This is a genomic window from Paenibacillus sp. J22FR83 (genome assembly GCF_059691955.1).
In genome coordinates this window covers 62,021-83,095 of record NZ_JCAUAM010000007.1, presented here as the reverse complement: position 1 = coordinate 83,095, position 21,075 = coordinate 62,021, and the positions used below count along the sequence as shown (strand labels likewise).

20 protein-coding genes and 2 pseudogenes are annotated in these 21,075 nt (G+C 41.8%); 5 read left to right on the top strand and 17 right to left on the bottom strand.

From position 1 onward, the window contains the following. The first annotated feature begins 251 nt into the window (after nt 1–251). Both AC58PV_RS14160 and AC58PV_RS14155 read left to right on the top strand, forming a co-directional pair. On the top strand, nt 252–587 hold the full coding sequence (locus tag AC58PV_RS14160) for an ArsR/SmtB family transcription factor (protein ID WP_497432868.1): 336 nt from the start codon (nt 252–254) through the stop codon (nt 585–587). Continuing rightward, the gene (locus tag AC58PV_RS14155) at nt 580–1,062 is read left to right on the top strand and encodes an SRPBCC family protein (protein ID WP_497432867.1); all 483 of its coding nucleotides are present in this window, start codon (nt 580–582) and stop codon (nt 1,060–1,062) included. Before AC58PV_RS14160 ends, AC58PV_RS14155 begins: the two co-directional genes overlap by 8 nt. Before the next feature lie 65 nt (nt 1,063–1,127). Here AC58PV_RS14155 and AC58PV_RS14150 read toward each other — a convergent pair whose 3' ends face one another. The 4 genes from AC58PV_RS14150 to AC58PV_RS14135 all read right to left on the bottom strand — a co-directional run bounded on the left by AC58PV_RS14150 (nt 1,128) and on the right by AC58PV_RS14135 (nt 6,528). After that, on the bottom strand, nt 1,128–2,165 hold the full coding sequence (locus tag AC58PV_RS14150; protein WP_497432866.1) for an NAD(P)/FAD-dependent oxidoreductase: 1,038 nt from the start codon (nt 2,163–2,165) through the stop codon (nt 1,128–1,130). 160 nt (nt 2,166–2,325) lie between these two features. Then, complete coding sequence (locus tag AC58PV_RS14145; RefSeq protein WP_497432865.1) at nt 2,326–3,915, bottom strand: helix-turn-helix domain-containing protein; 1,590 nt, start codon at nt 3,913–3,915, stop codon at nt 2,326–2,328. Nucleotides 3,916–4,058: 143 nt separating this feature from the next. After that, nucleotides 4,059–5,066: an ABC transporter substrate-binding protein gene (locus AC58PV_RS14140; RefSeq protein WP_497433106.1), complete on the bottom strand. Its 1,008-nt coding sequence runs from the start codon at nt 5,064–5,066 to the stop codon at nt 4,059–4,061. A 214-nt stretch (nt 5,067–5,280) separates the two neighbouring features. Continuing rightward, complete coding sequence (locus AC58PV_RS14135) at nt 5,281–6,528, bottom strand: TerD family protein (RefSeq protein WP_497432864.1); 1,248 nt, start codon at nt 6,526–6,528, stop codon at nt 5,281–5,283. A 508-nt stretch (nt 6,529–7,036) separates the two neighbouring features. Here AC58PV_RS14135 and AC58PV_RS14130 point away from each other — a divergent pair. After that, on the top strand, nt 7,037–7,774 hold the full coding sequence (locus AC58PV_RS14130) for an adenylate/guanylate cyclase domain-containing protein (protein WP_497432863.1): 738 nt from the start codon (nt 7,037–7,039) through the stop codon (nt 7,772–7,774). Nucleotides 7,775–7,930: 156 nt separating this feature from the next. On the opposite strand, the gene AC58PV_RS14125 is transcribed toward AC58PV_RS14130, so the two are convergent. Beyond that, the gene (locus tag AC58PV_RS14125) at nt 7,931–8,875 is read right to left on the bottom strand and encodes an alpha/beta fold hydrolase (protein ID WP_497432862.1); all 945 of its coding nucleotides are present in this window, start codon (nt 8,873–8,875) and stop codon (nt 7,931–7,933) included. A 99-nt stretch (nt 8,876–8,974) separates the two neighbouring features. On the opposite strand from AC58PV_RS14125, the gene AC58PV_RS14120 reads away from it, so the two are divergent. Continuing rightward, nucleotides 8,975–9,889: a helix-turn-helix transcriptional regulator gene (locus AC58PV_RS14120; RefSeq protein WP_497432861.1), complete on the top strand. Its 915-nt coding sequence runs from the start codon at nt 8,975–8,977 to the stop codon at nt 9,887–9,889. 23 nt (nt 9,890–9,912) lie between these two features. On the opposite strand, the gene AC58PV_RS14115 is transcribed toward AC58PV_RS14120, so the two are convergent. The 6 genes from AC58PV_RS14115 to AC58PV_RS14090 form a co-directional block, all read right to left on the bottom strand. Continuing rightward, the gene (locus AC58PV_RS14115; protein ID WP_497432860.1) at nt 9,913–10,608 is read right to left on the bottom strand and encodes an ABC transporter permease; all 696 of its coding nucleotides are present in this window, start codon (nt 10,606–10,608) and stop codon (nt 9,913–9,915) included. Next, nucleotides 10,605–11,450 (bottom strand): ABC transporter ATP-binding protein, encoded by an 846-nt coding sequence (locus AC58PV_RS14110; RefSeq protein WP_497432859.1) that lies wholly within the window; start codon nt 11,448–11,450, stop codon nt 10,605–10,607. The genes AC58PV_RS14115 and AC58PV_RS14110 overlap by 4 nt, the downstream gene beginning before the upstream one ends. 138 nt (nt 11,451–11,588) lie before the next feature. Then, a complete protein-coding gene (locus tag AC58PV_RS14105) occupies nt 11,589–12,524 on the bottom strand; it encodes a LytTR family transcriptional regulator DNA-binding domain-containing protein (RefSeq protein ID WP_497432858.1) in 936 nt (311 codons plus the stop codon). A 179-nt stretch (nt 12,525–12,703) separates the two neighbouring features. Next, nucleotides 12,704–12,943, bottom strand: coding sequence for an S-layer homology domain-containing protein (locus AC58PV_RS14100; RefSeq protein WP_497433105.1), 240 nt, complete (start codon nt 12,941–12,943; stop codon nt 12,704–12,706). 23 nt (nt 12,944–12,966) lie between these two features. Then, the gene (locus AC58PV_RS14095) at nt 12,967–13,761 is read right to left on the bottom strand and encodes a hypothetical protein (RefSeq protein WP_497432857.1); all 795 of its coding nucleotides are present in this window, start codon (nt 13,759–13,761) and stop codon (nt 12,967–12,969) included. A gap of 1,197 nt (nt 13,762–14,958) precedes the next feature. Continuing rightward, entirely contained in the window at nt 14,959–15,744 is a 786-nt protein-coding gene (locus AC58PV_RS14090; RefSeq protein WP_497432856.1) for a DUF4839 domain-containing protein, read from the bottom strand. A gap of 296 nt (nt 15,745–16,040) precedes the next feature. Here AC58PV_RS14090 and AC58PV_RS14085 point away from each other — a divergent pair. Then, nucleotides 16,041–16,456, top strand: a pseudogene (locus AC58PV_RS14085) (recombinase family protein); the annotation flags it as partial. A gap of 69 nt (nt 16,457–16,525) precedes the next feature. Here AC58PV_RS14085 and AC58PV_RS14080 read toward each other — a convergent pair. From AC58PV_RS14080 to AC58PV_RS14055, 6 genes and pseudogenes are all read right to left on the bottom strand, one after another. After that, nucleotides 16,526–16,909: pseudogene (locus AC58PV_RS14080) on the bottom strand (helix-turn-helix domain-containing protein); the annotation flags it as partial. A gap of 24 nt (nt 16,910–16,933) precedes the next feature. Further along, a complete protein-coding gene (locus AC58PV_RS14075; protein ID WP_497432855.1) occupies nt 16,934–17,491 on the bottom strand; it encodes a DUF6431 domain-containing protein in 558 nt (185 codons plus the stop codon). Between the two features lie 524 nt (nt 17,492–18,015). After that, nucleotides 18,016–18,570, bottom strand: a complete 555-nt coding sequence (locus tag AC58PV_RS14070) for a hypothetical protein (RefSeq protein WP_497432854.1) — start codon at nt 18,568–18,570, stop codon at nt 18,016–18,018. Then, nucleotides 18,560–19,303, bottom strand: coding sequence for an ImmA/IrrE family metallo-endopeptidase (locus AC58PV_RS14065; protein WP_497432853.1), 744 nt, complete (start codon nt 19,301–19,303; stop codon nt 18,560–18,562). Before AC58PV_RS14065 ends, AC58PV_RS14070 begins: the two co-directional genes overlap by 11 nt. After that, nucleotides 19,303–19,659, bottom strand: a complete 357-nt coding sequence (locus tag AC58PV_RS14060) for a helix-turn-helix domain-containing protein (RefSeq protein WP_497432852.1) — start codon at nt 19,657–19,659, stop codon at nt 19,303–19,305. Before AC58PV_RS14060 ends, AC58PV_RS14065 begins: the two co-directional genes overlap by 1 nt. A 331-nt stretch (nt 19,660–19,990) precedes the next feature. Beyond that, nucleotides 19,991–21,073, bottom strand: a complete 1,083-nt coding sequence (locus AC58PV_RS14055) for an alkene reductase (RefSeq protein ID WP_497432851.1) — start codon at nt 21,071–21,073, stop codon at nt 19,991–19,993. Between the last annotated feature and the right edge of the window lie 2 nt (nt 21,074–21,075).

Genomic DNA, 21,075 nt, shown 5'->3' with positions numbered 1-21,075 from the left:
GCTAATTAAGCTGAACTGGCGGCATCATACCGTCATAATGAACAAAAATAGAGTACTCTCTCTATCGTCCCCAATTGCACAGCTCCATACTCCACATACATCGATTGCTTACACAATCTACCATCCTATTTTACCCGTCTTCTATTTGTGCTGTCTAGTATCGTTCATTTCAGCTGCCCCAGCCATAGTTTTCCCTTTTAAACTAACAATTTGATTTGACATCTCGATCTGCTTCGATTATATTCAACCATATGGTTGAATATAATAAATATCTAGATGGATTGTTTAGTTCGTTAGCTGATCCGATTCGAAGGGACATTTTGCTGCGTCTTATTCAGGGGCAGCATACCATCACTCAATTGGCTCAAAATTACGAAGTCTCGTTTGCCGCCGTCGCCAAGCATCTCACCGTATTGGAAAAAGCAAAACTAATAGTCAAACGACGCCACGGAAAGGAGCAGCTCGTAAGTGTTTCATCCGAGGCGTTAAGAGATGCCTCTCAGTTTTTGACCCGCTTCGAATCGTTATGGGACTACCGTTTTCATGCATTGGACACCATTTTACAGGAGGAAGATAACCATGAATAGAGCCAAAGTTACTGCCGAAACCGGTACATCGATCATCCAGATCGAACGTATGTTTAACGCAAGCCGCGATAAAGTATTCGCTGCTATGACGCAAAAGGACAAGTTAGAGCGCTGGTGGACTGGCCCCGGCTACACCAATCGCATCGTGCACCTTGACGTGCGCGATGGTGGGTCCTGGCACTTCGTCCAAACGAATGAAAACGGCCACGAGTTCAGCTTTCACGGATCGTATCATATGGTTTCTCCAGAAATGACAATACAAACCTTTGAATTCGATGGCCTTGGCGAACGCGGACACGTAGCCATGGAGAAACTGGAACTTACGGATGCGGGCAATGGAACGACGAAGCTTCTGGTAACCTCAACTTTTTTTAGTGTTGCGGACCGAGACGGTATGCTCCATAGCGGCATGGAGGAAGGGATGCAGCAAACCTACGACAGGCTTGAGGAAGTGTTGAAGGAAATGGACGCGTAAGTAGTCAGCTTAACGGGGCTATCGGCGAAAAAACAAATGGCGGCCCAATGGCCGCCAAACGTCTGCTATTCATCGGATACGCCAAGCGCTTTGTTCCGTTCTTTAAATCTCTCGTTATGCGATGATACATAAGCCATTCTCGGCGCCTCGGGATCCATGTACCGTTTGGCGCTGTTAAGCGCTAAGGCTGCATCCGTGAACGCTCCCGCAATGAGGTTGAGCTTGCTTTCGTAATTGGCGAAGTCGCCAGCCCCGAAGATACCCGGCAAGTTCGTCTCAAGTTTCGGGCTGACGAATATATTCCACTCGTCCATATCTAGGCCCCAATCCTTGATACCTGTAAAATCGGACTTCAGCCCGTGGTTAACGATAACTTCGTCTATTTCCAGCTCGCGCGAGTCCCCTGATTCGATATGGGTAATCGTCACCCGTTCAATCGTTTTTCCATTGCCGCTGTATAACTTCGTGACTTCATATGGCGTAAGCACATCGGCAGAAGATTCTTTCATTCGAGCAATGTTCTTCTCATGTCCGCCGAAGCGGTCGCGCCTATGCACGACTGTGACCTGAGCAGCGATGGGAAGCAGCTCGTTTGCCCAATCGACAGCGGAGTTTCCGCCACCCGAAATAAGTACCCGCTTCCCTCTAAAAGGCTCCAGCTCCTGCACCGTATAGTGCAGATTGGACACCTCATAGCGCTCAGCCCCTTCCAGCTCCAGCTTTGCCATTCGTAGAATGCCGCGGCCGATAGCCAGAATGATCGTGCGTGTCCAGTGCTTCTCCCCTGTTGCCGCCTCCAGCATGTACGTCGAATCGGCTTGTTTCTCCAATCCGATAATGTGCTGGCCGAATACAATTGTCGGGTCGAATGTCTTCGCCTGCTCCGACATTTGGGCGATTAACTTCTCACATAGGATCGGCGTAGCCCCTCCAACATCCCAAATCATTTTCTCGGGATAAATAAGCATCCGCCCGCCCAGTTCATCTTTCGCTTCTATTAGCTTCGTCTTTAAATCGCGCATTCCACTATAAAAAGCAGCATACATTCCCGCAGGACCACCGCCGATAATCGTCACATCGTATAATTCAAGCTGCTCAGTCAATCGATGTCCTCCTCCAGTTGGCTCATGCAACATTCATGTTATGATAATCATTATCAACATAATTGTAGCTTCGGTAACGTGAGAATAACAATGCACAAAGTCGACGGTTGCTTTTATACAAAATGGAAGAAGCGGACCTTTCCGTGCAAGCAAAGCCAAATCAAGCTAATGATCGCAGGATATCATCGATTTTCTTGCCATTGGAAATAATTCCATTATTCATCCAAGTTAGAAAATCAACCTCGTAAACGCGGTTGTTTCGTACAGCGGGCAGCTCGCGCCACTCTGGTTGCTCCAGCAGTTCCCTCTCCTTTCCTTCTGCCTGACTGTGCCACTTATCGAAAGTAATGAACAGATGATCCGCGGTTAACAAACGCAAATCCTCTACAGAGAGATTGAACATACCGGGCCTATTTGCTTTTGAAGCTACACCTACTGCGGAGTGGGAGCGCAAGCCAACATCGCCATAGAGAACAGTCGAAACGAAGCCTTGCCCCTCTTCCGTATATTGGATGATGTGGTCCGCCGAGATACGCAAAAATGCGACCGTTTCACCTTTCATAACCTGACTCAGCGTATGACTCGCGCTCCGTGCTTTGAAATCATACTTTGCGATAGCATCGTCGGCCAACTCCGTCCGACCGAAATAATCGGCAAAAGTACGCAGAAGCATACGCCAATTATTCGTCTGCTCAAGCAGAATACATGTGTTGGATATGCGTCGGCACTGAGAATACTGCTGCTGCTCGTAACGATCCATAAGCAATATCAAATCTGGCTTATAACCGGAAAGTGCTTCAAAGTTGCCGATGTTCTCATCGAACGTTGGAATATGGTTTAAACCTAGATAGTCTTGTTTTCCCCATTTCGTATGCGAATACTGGGCGATAGGCTGCATATCCAACGCAACTATGAAATCCTCTAAATATGGTGCTACTACTTTAAGCTGTCCCTTGCGGCTGTTACGGTATTGTCCGGGTGATATGCCTACCGTTTGCTTGAAACGACGATTGAAATAATGTTCATTGTTAAAGCCTGCATTCAGCGCAATATCGAGCAGCCTGTCATCGACGCTTGCCAGCCACTTCTTAGCTTGATTAATCCGTACTTCATTCAAGTACTGGAGCGGTACTTGCCCCGTCGCCTCTTTGAACAGACGGGTATACTTCCAGCGCTCAATGCCTGCGAGGGAGGCCAGCTCCTCCACGGTCAGAAGATCGCGGTAGTACTGGTGAATATGCCGTATGCTAAGCTCTACCCCATTCCGCTCGATATCCGTTCCCTTATCCTCGGCTTGAGGTGTATTTTGGCGGAATAGAAAGAGCAGCAGCTCTTGAAATCTCACAAATCGTTGAAACAGCTCGAGATCCTCGCTCGCACCTCGGAGCCCATATAACTCATCAAGAAGCTCTATCGTCTTCGCGAAGGGTGCGCAGGCAAGTTCATGCTTATCCGGCAGCAGGCTCGAAGCTGCATCGGAGCCGCTCGCTACGAAGCACACTCGGTAATGACTGCAACTCATAACCTCTTGTTCAACAGATAAAGATCTTCCGGGCCCCTGCAAATAACATTTTCCTTGTCCCGTCCCGCTCCGTATAATGAGCAATTCAAAGCTTTCCTTATCGTTTCTGTCGCTTCCGTCCAATTCACTCATTTCTGCTGGCTCGCCCGCAACGATTAAGCGGATCGATTGCAGCACATATTGGACTAAAGGAGCAGTTCCAGCTTGTTTGAGCCGTTCAATACCCATCGTTACTATCAACCGCCTTCCCAATTGATATTCATTCTCAATGAATATAGTGTAAATCAAAATAAGCCGCCCTTCAACCTTCGTTGAAAAACGGCCATTTTCCAATTTATGGCAAGTGATCTCACCAAGGATCTCAATCACTCTTATTTCTTGCTAGGGGCCAGCAATCGAAGTAAATCATCCATCTTCAACCCGTTCGCCGTAATGGCTCCCGTCTGCCAATAAGATCTCTCTACAGGATATACATGGCCGCTCTTAAATGCAGGAGCAGTTTTCCATAACGGATCTGCTTTCATTTCCTCGAGCGCTTTTTTGTTGCCCTCGTCCTCCCACGTCCCGTTGGACGGAAGCAAAATAATATGGTCCGCATCAAGATCCGGAATGACCTCCTTCGACAAGACGATATTGCCCTCCGTCATCGTCTCGGCGTACCTTGGCGCCTTTAGCCCAAGATCCTCATACAAGATTTGTCCGACAAACGTGTTATGCGTGCCAAAAATATTAATTGATTTGTCTACAATGTTCATCCGCAGAACAACAATCTTCTCATCCCCGATCGCCGCTTTCAGCTTCGCCTTCACATCGACAATACGCGCTTCGTAATCGGCAAGAACCTGCTTTCCTTTGTCGCTAAGACCAAGTAATTCTGCGATTAAGGTCAATGTTTTGCGCGAATCCGCAAGTACGTCATCCGGCAAGCGGAACGTCGGCGCAACCTTGGAATAGATCTCATATTTTGCTTTATCGACCTCTCCGGCGCCAATGATCAAGTCTGGTTCAGACACAAGCAAAGCCTCGATACTGCCAGTCACGTCGAATAACGGAACTTCCAGCTTCAAATAATCTTGCTTGCCCCACATTGGGTTATAATATTGCACAATAGGCTTTACCCCAAGCGCAACCAAATAATCTTCACGATATAAAGCCGAGATTCGCTTCGGATTTGTCGGAATTTTTACCTCTCCGAAGCTATCGGTTACGACCCGCGTTTTCGCCTGAGGCGGAGCTTCGCTTGGCGCTGCTTTGACAGGCTGTTCGGTAGTCACCGTGGCCACAGCTGGTTCGCCTGACGAGCCGCAACCACTCACCGTCACCATTGCTGCGGTTATAAGCGATATCCATCCTATTTTCGTAAATTTTGATCTTGTCATCATGACATTCTCTCCCCTATACGTTTTGTTAGCAAAACAACTCGTTCATTTATAATGATAATCATTATCATTTCGCTTGAGTAGATTGTACCCCATATTGGATTGCATGCTCAATGCACATTCTCTACGACCCGCTTTATACAAACTCGTCACTTCGTTGCAATAAAAAAAAGCCCAAGCACCTTGTGGCGCTTGAGCTCTGTATGCTCTTAAGTTACTTATAATCATTTAAGGGTCCTTCATCCATTAAAACTTCTACCGTATTTGAGGACCCCATCCTAAGTTTAGGTCTATACTCGGAGTTCGGTGTACTGTAAAGCTCCAATGGACTTATACTCACTCCATCTGGCCTATTATGAAGTATTCCGGGCACACAGGTATAAACTGCATCATTATTATTTGCATTCTTGGACGATATCGTTACAGATGTTCCATTATGATTATCTATACTCATGGACACCTTGTATCTGTAGAATGAACCCGTTCCATTGGACTGGGCCGAATATACCACAGGAACAACTGCGAGAATATTATCGTTTAACCTTAATTTTATAACTTCTGTTTTAGTGGATTTACTATTTCTTCCAACATCCCCCAAATGTTCGACTGATCCTTTGCCATAACTCCTAAGAGGGGGTGTTCCTTCCGCCCCAAACATAGCTACATCAATCTGCTTGCCATCCCTTGTATAGACTAGTGCATAGATATCATAATCAGTCCCCGTCTCCCAAGATACAGTAGCCGTAATCTCTGGTGTTTTATCAATGAGAACAGGCTTCTGCCCTTTATCGAGACTTATCTTCCCCTTTACCTTTTCAAGGTTTATCAGTGACAACGGATTTTGACTACTTTTACTTTCAGTAATAATTGCAGTCGTATCAGGTCCTTTTGATATATTTTCTTGAATAGTCTTAGGTTCTGTAAGCTTGTCTTGGTCATCAGATTCAACCTCAACACCGTAATTTTTACATAACCCTTCAAGTCCGGAATCGAATCCACGCCAGATTGATCTTGCCTTTGTCTGACCATTCCTTAGATATAATTCTAATACTACGATTCCATTTTCGTTAGTGAAACTGGATGGGGTCAACTGGATACTCGTATGATCGGTAGAGATTTCTGCCTTTAAATTCTTCACATTTGAAAATCCCGTGCTATTATCCTCTGTAAGAGTTATAGCGATTTGAGTAATACCTTCGGGAACTTTACTCATGTCAAAATTAATTCTATGTACCTTAGTATTCCCTACTATTTCAGATGGAACTAGGGTAGCTACACCGGAGGAGCTTTCTGGTTGATTATAAAATATGATTCCACTATCTCCTTGCACCTTGTTCGCATCAGTTAGAAGGAATGCTGTTAAAGAAATATCTAACGAAGTAGACATTTCATGGCTAACCGTTACGCTGCCTTTTGTGGCACTTAACGTTGTATTTGCTCCCATCTGAAGTGACTCATTCATTTAAACCACTCTCCTTGTAAAAACAATTCTATTATAAATAATAGTACTATTTTATTTCGGTATTTGAAAAGAAACGGTTGTCCCATGGTCGGGGTCTGTTCGGATCCCTGCTACCCCATGAGGTTGCTCGATTGGCTTTTGAACATGGTAAACAAACAGCCTTATAGACGTAATGGCACTTAAGAAAACGATGATAATGATCCAGGTCCTCATCTTGTTATGCACAAAACGCCCCTCATTTCCTTCTATATATTATAGATGCTGCAGGTTTGATCCCCGTTGGTTCAATCGTATGTTTTCTTTTCTCTCAAAATAGTTAAAAAGTACTTAAAGTCTATATGATCGTTGGGCTAGTGTAAATACGGAAGGCACCTTGTTTGGTGATTCCATGTGATCAGCATGTAGAGCGGGTGATGCTTCATACCCATCGCGTATATCTAGAAAATATTGTATATTTAAAGTAAACAATTTAAGAAGCTTGAATGCTTCTTTGGAAGAGGTTGCACATATGGGTGATTTCAAAAGCGTGTACTGCAAAGGATGCTGGCAACAAATGAAAGTGCCGATCTTTATTCGCAGCCCGATATCTTTTCCTTTTCGCCTAGTAGGAATAAAGCCCAGCCGAATGCATCCAAACCTATGCACAATTTGTGAATCTATGTTTACAAGGGTTAAGAAAAACAAACAGATCGAAATCCCAGCCACCGTCATGTTTGCCGACTTGAGGGGGTATACCCGTCTATCGGAACATGCCGATCCAGCTGACATTGCACGGTTGTTAGAGAAATTTTATGATGAATGTGCGCCGGCGATTTGGAAGAGAGATGGCATTATTAATAAAATGATCGGTGACGCGGTGCTTTCTATATTTAATTTCCCCTTGGAGCAGCACGATCACGTCCATCAGGCTGTCATGGCCGGCATAGAGATCCAAAGGAAATGTAGAGACATGCAGTCCGAATTTTCAGCTGTATCAGGCGTGGACGCCCCGGTCAAGATCGGAATTGGCATCCATACAGGTACGGCCTCTATAGGCGAATTTGGCACAGCTTATAAGGATTTCACGATTATTGGGTCTGTTGTCAATAAAGCTTCCCGAATTCAAGGCGCAGCCCAAAACGGGGAAATCTTGATATCAGACGATGCCTATCACTGTATCAAAGCCGATTACCCACATTTGGAACCCCAAACTTATAACTTGAAGGGTATTGACCAACCCGTTGTTGCCTACGCTGTTCCGTTATAATGTAACCCAACCCCCAAAAACCAGATATTCGCCGTTGCTTATGGTACAGTTCAGCTTAAGCTATCCTACGGCGAAAAGACACTCTCGCTCGAGTGCCTTTTCACTTTCCCGATTCTATTAACAAAACTTCAACTAGGACCCCCATAACATAACCGACTAGGTGGCATCCTTCTGTTCCAGCCATCTCAAAATCGTTTGATTTGTTTCCTGCGGCTTTTCTTCCTGGATCCAATGACCGCAATCCAGATTGACCACTTCCACATTGGGCACGAACTTTGTAAGGTTTTCGGACTTCGCAATCACATCTCGGTCGCCGTAGATCATGAGGGTCGGCTGTCGGATGATTGGGTCCGCTTTCGCCAGTAAGCGCCAGTTGCGGTCAAGATTCCTGTACCAATTTATGCTACCTGTGAACCCTGATGTTTCAAAAGCGGAGACGTAAACGGCCAGCTCGCTTTCGCTCATTACGGGCTCACCGAGAGGTGTTTCTGCTCTGGCAAGGTTGATCAACGCCATACCTGGCTCAGGTGCTCTGAGAGGTTCATTCTTCCGGTATAGGTTACGAAGAAACCTGTATGTATTGTCTTCGAATACGGCGTCCGCGACGCCTGGCTGTCGATTAAAATGGACGAAATAGAAATCGCCGCCAAGTATTTCTTCCATGAACTCAATCCAGGGTTTTTCCCCGCGCTCTTGGTAAGGCAAGCACAGATTTATCACTTTATTGACGCGGTTGGGATGCAACAAGGTCAGTCCCCAAACGACGAATGCACCCCAGTCATGACCCACAAAGGTAGCGTCCTCGTATCCATAGTGATCGAGAAGCGCAATGAGATCACCCGACAAGTGTTCAATGTCATAGTCTGTTACTTCGGTCGGACGGGATGAGTTACCGTAACCCCGCTGGTTGGGAACGATGACATGGTAGCCCGCTGCAGCAAGTGCATTCATCTGATGGCGCCAAGAAAAGGCATGCTCTGGCCAGCCGTGGCAGAGTACAATAGGTTTGCCTACGTTTTCTCGGCCTGCTTCAAACACTTCAAGTTCTATGCCGTTAACTGAAATAAGGGTGGGCTTGGGAAAACCGGTTGGATTAAACATTAAATTAAAACCTCCTTCTTGTGATACATGTAGTATACTGAATAAAAGGTGACATCTAGCTGTCACCTTTCTGAAATTAGGTACAATAAGAGGGCAATTATGAACAAAGTAGAGAGACTCATTTCGATTATCATGGTATTGCTGAGGAAAGAAATTGTTTCTACAACGAAATTCTCACAACTATTCAATGTCTCCAAAAGAACGATCCTACGCGATATGGAAACATTGAACTTAGCGAACATCCCGATCTACTCTGTCAATGGAGTCAACGGCGGCTACGGCATAATGGACGAATATAAGGTTGATAAACGCCTTCTAAGCAGCTCCGATTTACAGAATATATTAGCTGCGCTCGGCGGATTGGAACAACTCCTCTTTACTGAAGATGTGGAAAGAACGATAAAAAAAATAGAGGCAATGGTTAGTCCATTGTCTCTAAATCGTTCCATTCAACTGTCATTTTATAATTGGGAAGGTCGGTCCGAGATTCTTGAAACCGTAAAAACATGTCAAGAATCCATATCCAAGAAAAGGCTGGTTTCGTTTAGTTATACAGATAAAGACGGGGCTGTAACGGATAGAATCGTTGAGCCCTATGAGCTGCATTTTAGCGAATCGAGTTGGTACTTGAAAGGATTCTGTTTACATCGACAGGGATCTCGAACATTCAAGTTATCCCGGATCGATCATATTACTATGAATGAACGCGCATTTCATCCTAGAGAAGATTGGTCTGAGCAAGGACACAAAGCAAGTTATCTTCCGCAATTCGTCACGATTAAGGCATGGATATCGCCCAGCATAAAAGATCAAATCATCGAAAGGTATGGTAGAAAAAGTATTGAAGACCATGGTTCTGGACTTTTGTTAGCAACCATGTATGTCCCTCAAAATTATATGGGATTTCAACTTCTAGCAAGCTTCGGCATCCATCTAAAAGTTGTAGAACCTAAAACCTACGTTGAAGACTTTCGAAATTATTTATCTAAAATGATGGAGAACTATTCTGATTAAGGTCTCGTCTCGGCTGATTTCCCCTACTCATCCTTTAACCGTCGTTGATACAACACAACCGAAATGATAGTTAGGACAACTGTCCATGCCAAAATAATAAGGAGAGGTTTTAATAAATTTCCCGTCGTTGCATTTAGGAAATGCACAAGTTGAACGCTTGGGGTATACGTCAGCACTTGAAAGATGGGAAAATCATCCGCTAATTGCACCCCCCACGGCGCCCCAGTGAATACAAACGCCACAGGCATGATAGATAATGATGCTTCGAGTACCGTCTTAGAGAATAAACCGCATATCGTCCCTACTGCAGTATATAGAATAATTGATAAAACGATGGCTGCCACAAAGGCCCACATACGATTTGGCTCATAGCCCAATATATACGTAGCTATAGCCAGAACGATAGCCGACATAACAAAGACTAAAGCGCTTTTTCCGATTAAAACATCCATGATCGTAGCCGGGGTCATCATTAATGAACGTAACGTGTTACGCTCCTTTTCTTCTGCAATCAAGCATGCTTGTGCTAAACACGTGAGTATCACAAACGAAGTATTTAGAAGAAAACCAATGGCTTCAGACAAAGAGGGGACTGCACTGCGAAAAAGAAAGGCAAAGAGAATGGGAAACGTCAAAACAATAGATATCGCATAATTGCGTGAAAACTCTTTATAATCTTTCACAAATATCGCTTGAACACGTTTCAATGAGATACTCATAGTAACTCACTTCCTGTCATTTTAATGAAGATATCACCTAAGCTTGGCTCTTTCGTTTCCAATCGATCAATTAAACCTCGTTTCATCCAATCCGCAATTTGATCGGCTGTCCTCTCATTAATCGGCAGCTCGCAGGCTTCCCCATTGATTAAATCAACGCAGACTACGTTTTCTCGATGCTGCCTTTTCAGTTCCTTGGGAGAACCGATGGCTTGGATTTGTCCCTTATACAAAATCGCTACGCGGTTACACAGCAATTCTGCCTCAGCCATATCATGCGTAGTTAAAAAAATCGTTGTCCCTTTCTCATTTAGGTAGCGCAAGCCTTTATAAATATGGGCGGAGTTTACAGGATCTAAAGCCGAGGTAGGTTCATCTAAAAATAACAGTTCCGGCTCATGGATAATCGCGCATGCCAACATGACACGCTGACGCATCCCTTTTGATAAGCGATTGACTTTCTTGTTGCGCTCTCCGTTTAAATTAACAAACTGCAGCACCCTATCGATCGAAGATTTAGGAAGATCATATAATTGACGATACAGATTCAGATTGTCCTCGATCGTTAACCTCTCATATAGACCGCTGTTATCCGTCAGAATGCCAAACCTCATCTTCTGTGCAGAGAGATGCATCATCTTTGATGGCTGGTTAAATACATTTGCCTGTCCACCTGTTGAATTTAATTGCCCCGTTAAAATCTTAATCAATGTCGTTTTTCCCGCACCGCTCGGACCGAGGAAACCAAAGATTTCCCCTTTCGGAATGGAAAAGGATACGTCGGATAACGCATCTTTATTTCCAAATCTCTTTCGAATACGTTCAACTTGGATAACATCCACAAGCACCACTTCCTTAGCTTTGATGACCTAAGCATATGAAAATTGTCCGCATGCAGCCATCAAAAACCGCCGAAATGTAGCTGTTATCGCCTGAATGGTACCATGAAACACGTGATTGGTTCGACATTTCCCCGGAAATTAAATATTCAGAAGCGCTTTTAATTCATGCAATTTTGTACGAGATAACGGAACCACGGCATCTTTACCTGTATGTAATCGCAAGCTATAGCTATTCTTCGTCCAAGTAATAATCTCTCTTACTTTTTGCAGATTAACGATGTAGGATCGATGACACCTGAAAAATCCGAAGTTCAACAATCTCATCTCGAGCTCGGTTAGCGTCAGTGCGCAGACATAATTTTCTCCCCCCACATGAACGAGGATCGAACCCTCAATACTTTCTATGTAATCGACTTCAGGCGGGTCAAATAAGATCACTTTATCATTTCGTTTGGTAGATATCTTCTGCAACGTTATATTCGTCTCATCTTGTTTCTGCACTTCATGCTTATCTTCTTCTGAGTCCCGAATATCCAATTGATGAAATCCCAACTCATTCAATCGATAGATAGCATCACAGGAAATAATGGCATCCTCTAAATTTGAAGTTAAAATTAATACTTGCTTTTCTTTCAAAAGGTCATCAAGAATCCGTTTAAATTGACGACGGTCTTGCTCTTCTAAGTAAAAATAAGGTTCCTCCAGTACAAGTATAGGCTGATGTGCGAAAAAGACGCGCAACAATGTCACATACATCCTTTTCGATGAGCTCAAATCCTTAATTTTTACCTTCCGTACTTCCCTTAGAGCAAAATAGTCCAGCAACAAAGCTACACGCTCATTCCTCTCCGTTACTTGGATGAGAAAAGTGATGAGCTCCTCCACCGTTAAACGCATATACTCGCTTTGTTGAACTTGAAATACATAATAGCTAGAACGATTCCCTACTTGATTCATTAAGAGCTGCTTTCGCTTCAAATCCGTTATGATGCCGATACATCGGTTCGTTGTCATACTGAATTCGATTTTCGGTAGAAATAATTCCCCATTCTCATACATTGGTTGAAATTGCATGCCGTCCTCCGGTTAGTGCTGCTATAGGATATATATAGCAATTATATAGTTTTTGGATTAAAAAAGAAGCCGTCGCCTCAAGTAGCTTTGGCCACTATTGGGATAGCTTCATTATTTGGAAAAATTTATTTTATTTTATTCAGCATCCGCACGACAACCAAAGCTACCTGTGCTCGCCGCTACATATGGCTTGGCCCAATCGCTAATGCTGCTTTCATCTTCATAATTAACCGTAGATTGTATTGCAGATCGCTCAATTTTTTACAGATAGCATAAAAGTAAGCATTGACGATCGTCACCGCCAGTTGATCATGTGTAACGTTTGCTTCTGGATCGAAGGCGCTGTCGCTTGTACCTCTTATGATATTCGCGGCACTAGCCGCGTATACGGCATCCTTATACCAAGAATCGGCAGCTATGCATGAATATGGTGTAGCCGACGTTAACTGACATCTTTGAAAGTCTGAATAATTAATTTTCTCCCTATTCTAGATAGGTTATATTCTGGGGTTAATATTCCCTCAATCATTAATATATTTAGTTGTTTTTCATCCATTAGCAACATGTTCTTTTCAGCCAGTTTTAGGAATTCTCTAAATCCCCCGGGCATCTCACCTCGATTAATAATCCCTTTTACTACATATTCAATGAGGTTTTTAGTGTGAGGGGGTAATTCAAATTTACTACGAAATGCATCTAGTTCATTCTGTAATTCAAATAATCTATTTTTAACGTCTGCGAGCTCAAGTTCCTTTGACTGAAGTTTCTCACTAATTTGAATCTTTTCTTCCTCACTAATGTTTGCTTTCTCAATAAGAAGATTTAGTATTTCTTCTTTCTCTTTTGATAGTACTGTTTGATTCAGGGTCTTTGTTTGAATTTCTTGTTCTATTGACTCAAAAAAGTGAGGTTTGTCCATACGATCAAGAATTCTTGAATAACTCTTTTCAATACTGCTTAAGTCTTTACCAAATCTTTCTTCTATTCTACCTATTTTCTCAGATATCTCTTTTGTAAACTGGTATGTGTTGTTATAGAATTTATTACTTGTGTCATTTGCTTTGAAATAAAAAAGAGCAGACAACCCCATAGATAAGAGAGCCAATGTTAACGCTAATAAATTGGTTAAATTATCGGGGAGAGACCAGTCTGTAAAATCCATAAAAATAAATTTGATTGCAACTGATAGGGCAAATATCAGAAAAATAATCTCTTTTGTATATTTTAATATTTTCAACCTGTTTACCTCCGGTTAATTTCGATTAACACCTTATTTACGAAGTACTCTAATTATCCTTAAATGTAGCCCTTCTCCCCCACCCAATGGACGCAACAAAAAATGTGAAATATTGTGAATTTATCACGTAAACCCTCTTAATTATTGGGAGTTAATCATTTTTTTCACTAATCAGTCAATCTACTAAGCTCCTCCACCATAACCAGATTTTTCGCTGTCACTACTGGACCTAATATTTCAACTAGCCCAATATTACACTCCCTAACAATCGAAAAAGCCCTTATGTTAACCCATTGTATAAGCAATATTTACAAACCGGTTAGAAAAGACGCTGATCGTTACACTAGTTCAAGTGTTTTCCATCAAGTGTGAATTTAAAAATCATTAAGAAAAGTTCAAGCATGGTCTGCTCGAATCTTTTGGATAGTGCAGGTAAATGCGACGATGATACAGTTTACTTCAATACCATAACTGCATAAATTTCGCCTTTACTTATGGTACGGTTCACCGTATTGCGTCTCGGTATAACATTTTAGAGAAGATTGAAGTGCGATTTGTCATCTAAAAATAGAGCCATAAAAAGTCATGACTTACAGCATGACTCTTTATGGCTCTTTGTTGTGTGGTTACTTTGCCGCCTTTTGATACTGTTCTCTAATTAAATCTTCAAACACGTACTTTAAGTATATTTGCAGATTTGAAAACATTACTTGTATATCATCATTCGAGATAGTTACATCATAATAGTGAACACTTTTTTGTAGTAGCTCGACTTTCTTAGTTGCGTCTGTTCTTCCCTTTCTAATATGATTCACGAATACTTGAGGATGCGTAGACTCAATTTTCATACAACAATGATCTATAAAACCCTGTAACTGCTTGCTCTTGTCATCGATATTCTAATTATTTGTAATCCTTTTAATAGGCTGTGTTTTCTTGCGATCGTGAGTGTTAACGACGAACTACCCATTTGACCAGGTAGGCCAATATAACTACAATAAACGGCAACGGTCCCAAGAAAAAAAATAAAAACCCACAAATCAACATAAGCCCTAAGAATCTCATCATTTCTAATTATCTCCTTGTTTGATAATGAAATCCCAACGACCACAACCGCCTAATCCTAACTTCTCATATGCTACATTTCTTTTAACATAGGGTAGCATATTAACCTATTAAGGAATGTGTTAAAGATATTTATCTCATTTTGATAGAAACTGGCTTAAGTAGAATAAGTCTAGGGTCTTCATTGAATCCCACAATTGTAGCAGTGATACGAATATTATGACCTTTACCAAAAGAGTCAGGAATATTATTACCTGTAAGATGTAAATCAGAGTAATTAACATTTTTAATTTGGAATTCAGGTCCCGAGAAAGTAGTTGTACTGTAGTCACCAGCAAAAATTAAATAATCAAATCTTGTTTTATAATCTTTGTATGGACTCACATAAGCGGTATTCCCATCAAACTCAATAGTTCTACCATCATACTTCTTAGCAAATTCTTTAAAAAGAGGACTAGTCTCATCTTTTGTGCTAAGTATTGTTGCCAATTCTTTGTTGTTTTCTATTGTTAGGATTTCTACTTTCGGTTGTTCTGCACTTGAATTATCCTTTGCCCCAGATTTTGCTGCACTCGCAGTATCTTCTTTTTTGAATGTATGATACTTAATAATGACTTCTGTATCAGCAGATATCCATTTATCTGGAGAATAATTCACATCGCCTCCAATAGATACTTCTTTAACCTCTCCATCTTTTGTTATCCAACCTGTAATTAAATCTTCAATCTTTTCTGTTTTGATGTTCTTGAATCCTTTTGATTTAAGGTCATCAACTACCTTATTATAATCTCTACCTTTTTGAGCACTTGAACCTGATGGAGTTTTTGCTTCACCTTCATGTTTGTTCGAATTGCCGCCACATCCCACTAATGTCATAACCATTATACATGCCAAAAGAAAACTAACCATTTTGTTCATTTTTAATTATCCCCCAACTTAACTTCGTTTTACTTTTTGCGTATTCCTTTAATTCATTCAAGCATTGCTGGAACTCCTCGTTGATAATTAATTCAAGCTCTACACCGTAAGTACTATGTAGTAAGCTCTTTATCTGCTGACAAACTGCAAGCTAATTTTGCTTGGCAATTTCGTTTTGATTTTTAACAATTGGAGTTCTATATATGACCAAATAGCAATTTATGTGTACAAGAAAACTCCTGCTAAGTACAATCTCCATATGATTTATTTGATGATTACTTACAGGAGGCTGGGATATAAAACAAGCAATTAAGTCCGTTGTTGGCTATGTCCGAATAAGCTCTAATTCACAAAAAGATAATACTTCAGTAGCAGAACAGAAAAAGAGAATACAGGCATATTGTACCAGTCAGGATTGGAAATTAAAAGAAATTTTTGTCGATAAAACAAAGTCTGGCTCTAAAATTGACGAAAGAATTGCATATGCTGAAATGCTTGATTTTGCTCAAGATAAAAGTAATCAAATTGATGCAATCGTCGTTTTCAAGTCAGATAGATTCATCGCCACTTGAAGAATCTATTGATTATGATTGAAGAAGATTTACAGCCACATGGCATTGCATTTATTAGCGTGTCTGAAAACTTCGACACCTCAACGCCCAATGGAATGTTGACGTTACAGATGCTTGGCAGTTTTGCAGAATTTGAGCGGAACTTGATCAATGAAAGAACTCGCTCTGGCCGCCTAGTCACAGCAAAATCAGGTAAGTATGCAGGTGGCACGCTGCGTGAGTTTTTCCTGCAGTGTACTGCGCTTAATTTCACCAGGTGTAATGCGGCCTTCCCATTCCAAAATCTGAATGATTTGAGCAACACTTCGGCTGGGCACTTCACGACGCAGTAGGATAGCTTGCTCCATAAGCGGCGCTGCAATAACGGCTTCAGATGGCTGCCTTCCCTTACTCAGGGGTTTTAGCCCACTGAAGCCCTCTTGCCGATAGCGTTCTAAATAGCGGCGCAATGTCCTCTCGGATAGACCGGTTTGCTCACAAATTCGTGCTTTTAGTTCTTTTGCCTTGGCGGGATCCAGTCCTTCTGCCAGCAGTGGTGATAACAGTTGCACTCGCTGTGCGGCAATCTCTTCCGCTTTCTGCTTATCTTTCATCCATGCTCATCTCCTTTTGCTAGACTATGAACTGAGTCTACCAAAAGCATCCGTGGACAAGAATGCAGAACGGGTATGTAGCCATAAATTCACATTGGCAATGGGACGGACAACTCTAGCCAGCCATCTGGGAGCATCACCAACGATGAGTCCTATTTTCTGGTGTGTAGACCCTGAAGGGGTGGACGAAACCTCCAAGGGTTGTTGATGAAAGCGAACTGCGATCGAGGAAAGAGCACCGCACCAGTAGATTGCTAGTACGTTGTACCAACTTCGCCAGCGGTACAACGTAGAGTCATCTGCTGCAACAATAACTTTGGTAGCATCCTCTGAAACTGCGTCTTCCACACAAGTAGATTCGTAACGCTTGTAAGGAACCAAACAGTCTGGTAGTTCGTGATGGATCCTACAACAACCCGTACAGCGTAATCTTCGAAGTGATAGCACTCTGACTTCTCCCGAAGCATTCCTACAGATACGTTTCCGACTACCCATAACTTTGAGTTCTTCCCCACAACAGGGGCAGGGAACCACTTCCGCACACCTAACAAAAAACGCCGGTGATCTTCTCAACCAGCTCATAATTTGATACAATGACCATGTTGATTTTTTGTGTGAGGATGTCTCCAGTGAACCTGCTCGAACAGGTACACGTTTATGGGGGCATCCTTTTCCTTTATTGTGATACGGTCATTCGTCAATCCCTGGACAGGCAAATCCGTCAGCTTTAGGGCATTATGATTCAGCGGCAACAGTAAAGGTGAAATGCATTATCCAACAGGGAATTGCTTTATGATTGACTATCATGTGAATCGACTTATTGGGGAGAACAAACCACCTCAATATTATCGAATTAATCGGTAGCCTTGATTGTTTCGAATTATTAAAATAGTGAGAGCGTGGGTAGTATATGTGCAACATGTCATAGTATTCAATGCTAAATACCCCAATTTCGTTCTTCTTATCTTTAATTAACCAAATGTTCCCTTCCACTTTGACACAGCATGTATTTGATTATCCATATTTCAGAGAAAATAAAAACTCCGAATATACTTCTGTCGGAGTTTCTACATTGAATAGTTTAAAATATATGAAATAATAAATTCCTAGTACTTATGTAACTTTAAATCCTTGCCATTACCATTTTCATAAAACTCAAATGCCTCTTTAAAGGTGGAACATGGAAGTTTTCTTTTCCTTTTGATCATTTCAGCCCATAGATTCTCACAATCATCCATGCTTACGCCACCATTTTTATAAAACTCATACATAATTCTTCTTGTACTTATTAGTGCTATTGAATGCGTTGTGCAATATGAAAGTACGTCCTTTAAGTTATTACTGCTTACTATTACATTCTTATATCTTGCGTAAGCCATAGAAGCCGCTTCTCCATAACCATACTTATTTTCGCCACGAAGTTTTGCGAACTCCTGCCCATCGTTCCCCAATGGATCTAAATTAACAATGGATAGAGCCTTTTTATTCACACAGTCCTCAATTTTATTTTTAAGATGCTGGACCCTGCTTATCTCATAAATAACCTCAGGCAGAACTAAAAGATTCTCAGGATAAAGCGTTTCTAATATATCCATACGATCAACCCATGCAAAACAAGATAGAACATCTGTATCAAAAAGTTTAGGAGGACTAGTCGACATAGTCTTCGTAACCCTCCTCTACATCTACGTTTAATAAATCTGCGTCCAATAAAAGTTCTTCATACCGAGAATACGTAATCAACTCTCTTTCAAACGCTTCATTTAAACGCTCCAAAAACTCAGACTGAATAGCATTATCTTCGGTTGGAGTATATAAAGCATCATCAAACCCAAGTCTAATTGCATTTTTTCTTACATTTGGCCAAAAAGCATTTTTTTGTGCATCAGTAATGATTTTCAAATTACTCAGCCTAATCAACATTGCAAGATGGCTAACCTGAAAAATTTCCTCCAAATAAAGTATATCTGATAATTCTATGTCTCTCTGGGTTCCTTTTCGTTTATTTAGGTAAAAATGAATACCTTCTTCAGGCATAAGTAAATTAGTTGCAAAAAAGTCTGCCGTTAGTTCTGATTCATTTTTTGAATCATAGACACCAACTTTACAAACTCTGCTTTCTAAATGTAAATCAAACAGAGCATGATACAATTCATGAGCCGTAGTAAAATTTTGATGGCCTATGGTTTTACTCGTATTTACAAGTACCACTTCGGTTTTCCCCTGACGTAAAAAAATACCTGAAATATCACTTTGCAGGGGCTTTCTAATCAGGGATATCTTATTCATCTTATAGATGTTTTCAATCTTGACCGGTTCAATACTATTAAAGCCAAACTTAAATCTAATTTCAGTGGCCAGTTGTCTAGATTTCTCATACAAATTGTCTGTCATTAATTATCACCTAACAGTTTATTTAGGCTGTTTAAGTTTTGAGCAAACTTTCTAGCCCACATTACCACTTCTAAGTCTTCTTGATTTATTCCCGATGCTCGGAATGCAGTTAATACTCCATCTGTGTCAGTATGTGTCACTTCTTCATCGTGACTTAGAAAGTAATTAAGCGAGAAGCCATATAGTTCTGCCATACCGTTAAGTGTTAGGGTATCAATCTGTCTTTTCCCTGTCTCAAAATATGAGATAATCTCACGTTTAATATTTAAATATTCCGCTACCTGATCTTGAGTAAATCCCGCTGACTTCCTGGCTTCCTTTAATCTCTCGCCAATCTTCTCATACGTAAGAGCCATGTTTTACACCTCTCACCTTCTTTTTTATGCCTCAATTGTAACTCATACGTTACAAAAAATCAATTCCAGTAAGGTAAATGTAACAATGTGACCCTTCTTATAGTTTGCTCATAAATTCCTTATTTATTATTAGGCTCGATTTTTGCTTTACCACTATTTGTGGTACGGTTCTCCGTATCACTCTAACGGCGAATTTTTGAGGCACCCAACAGTTGCATGACAGTCTTGAAGAAGCATAATGGAAAATGGAACAAGGTGACGCCGGTTGAGTACCGTCATCACCTTGCTCCGAACTTTTTAGGAAACTTATTTTTTACCATTCAAGCTATACTTACCCCTTCTGAGACTTTAATTCTTTCATCGTTGGATAATCCGTATAGCCCTCGCTCCCGTTACCAGAGTACAATGTTGTACGGTCTGCTTCATTCAAAGGGAAACCTTCTTTAAGACGCTCCACCAAATCCGGATTAGCTAACGACCATACCCCGACTGGCGCCACATCGGCAAGGCCATTATCAACATCTACACTAAGATCTTCTAGAGCCCGTCCAGCTCGATTTACTAATAATGGATTTGACCAGATGTTGCGAATCTCATGGAGCAGTGTTTCGTTCCCTAAATGCATAACATGGAGGTATGCTAAATTGTATTTAGTTAATTCTTTTACAAGGTAGAGATAAACCTCAGGTCCTTGTTCGCCTTCTTCAATCCCGTTAAGAGGTGTTCCCGGGGAAATACGGAAGCCTGTTTTCTCTGCTCCGATTTCTTCAACGATTGCTCTCGTTACTTCAAGTGCAAATCGAGCACGATTCTCTATCGATCCACCGTATTTATCCACTCGTTTATTCGCATTTTCGCTGATAAACTGATTAATCAGATATCCGTTGGCTCCATGAATTTCAACGCCGTCAGCTCCTGCTGCAATAGCTGCCGCTGCCGCTTTTCGAAAGTCCGCAATTGTCGTTTGAATATCTTCTTCACTTAACTCTCTTGGAACAGGTACTTCCAGCATCCCTTTAGCCGTAAATATTGGTTCGCCAGGTGCGATCGCAGATGGCGCAACTGCTTGACGATGATGCGGAGTATTGTCGGGATGCGATATCCGACCGACATGCATTAATTGGATAAACAGATATCCGCCTGCTTCATGCACCGCATCCGTAACCTTTTTCCAACCTTCAATATGCTTTTCCGTATAGATGCCAGGTGATCTTAAGTAGCCTTGACCATCGTCAGAAGGTTGTGTACCTTCCGTTATAATTAAACCCATAGATGCTCTTTGAGCATAATAAAGGGGAGTTAGTTCTCCAGGTGTACCATCCTCTTGCGCTCTGCTTCGTGTCATTGGTGCCATCGCCAACCGATTAGATAATTCCAGATTTCCAATTTTCGTTTTGCTCCATAGTTTTTCCATTT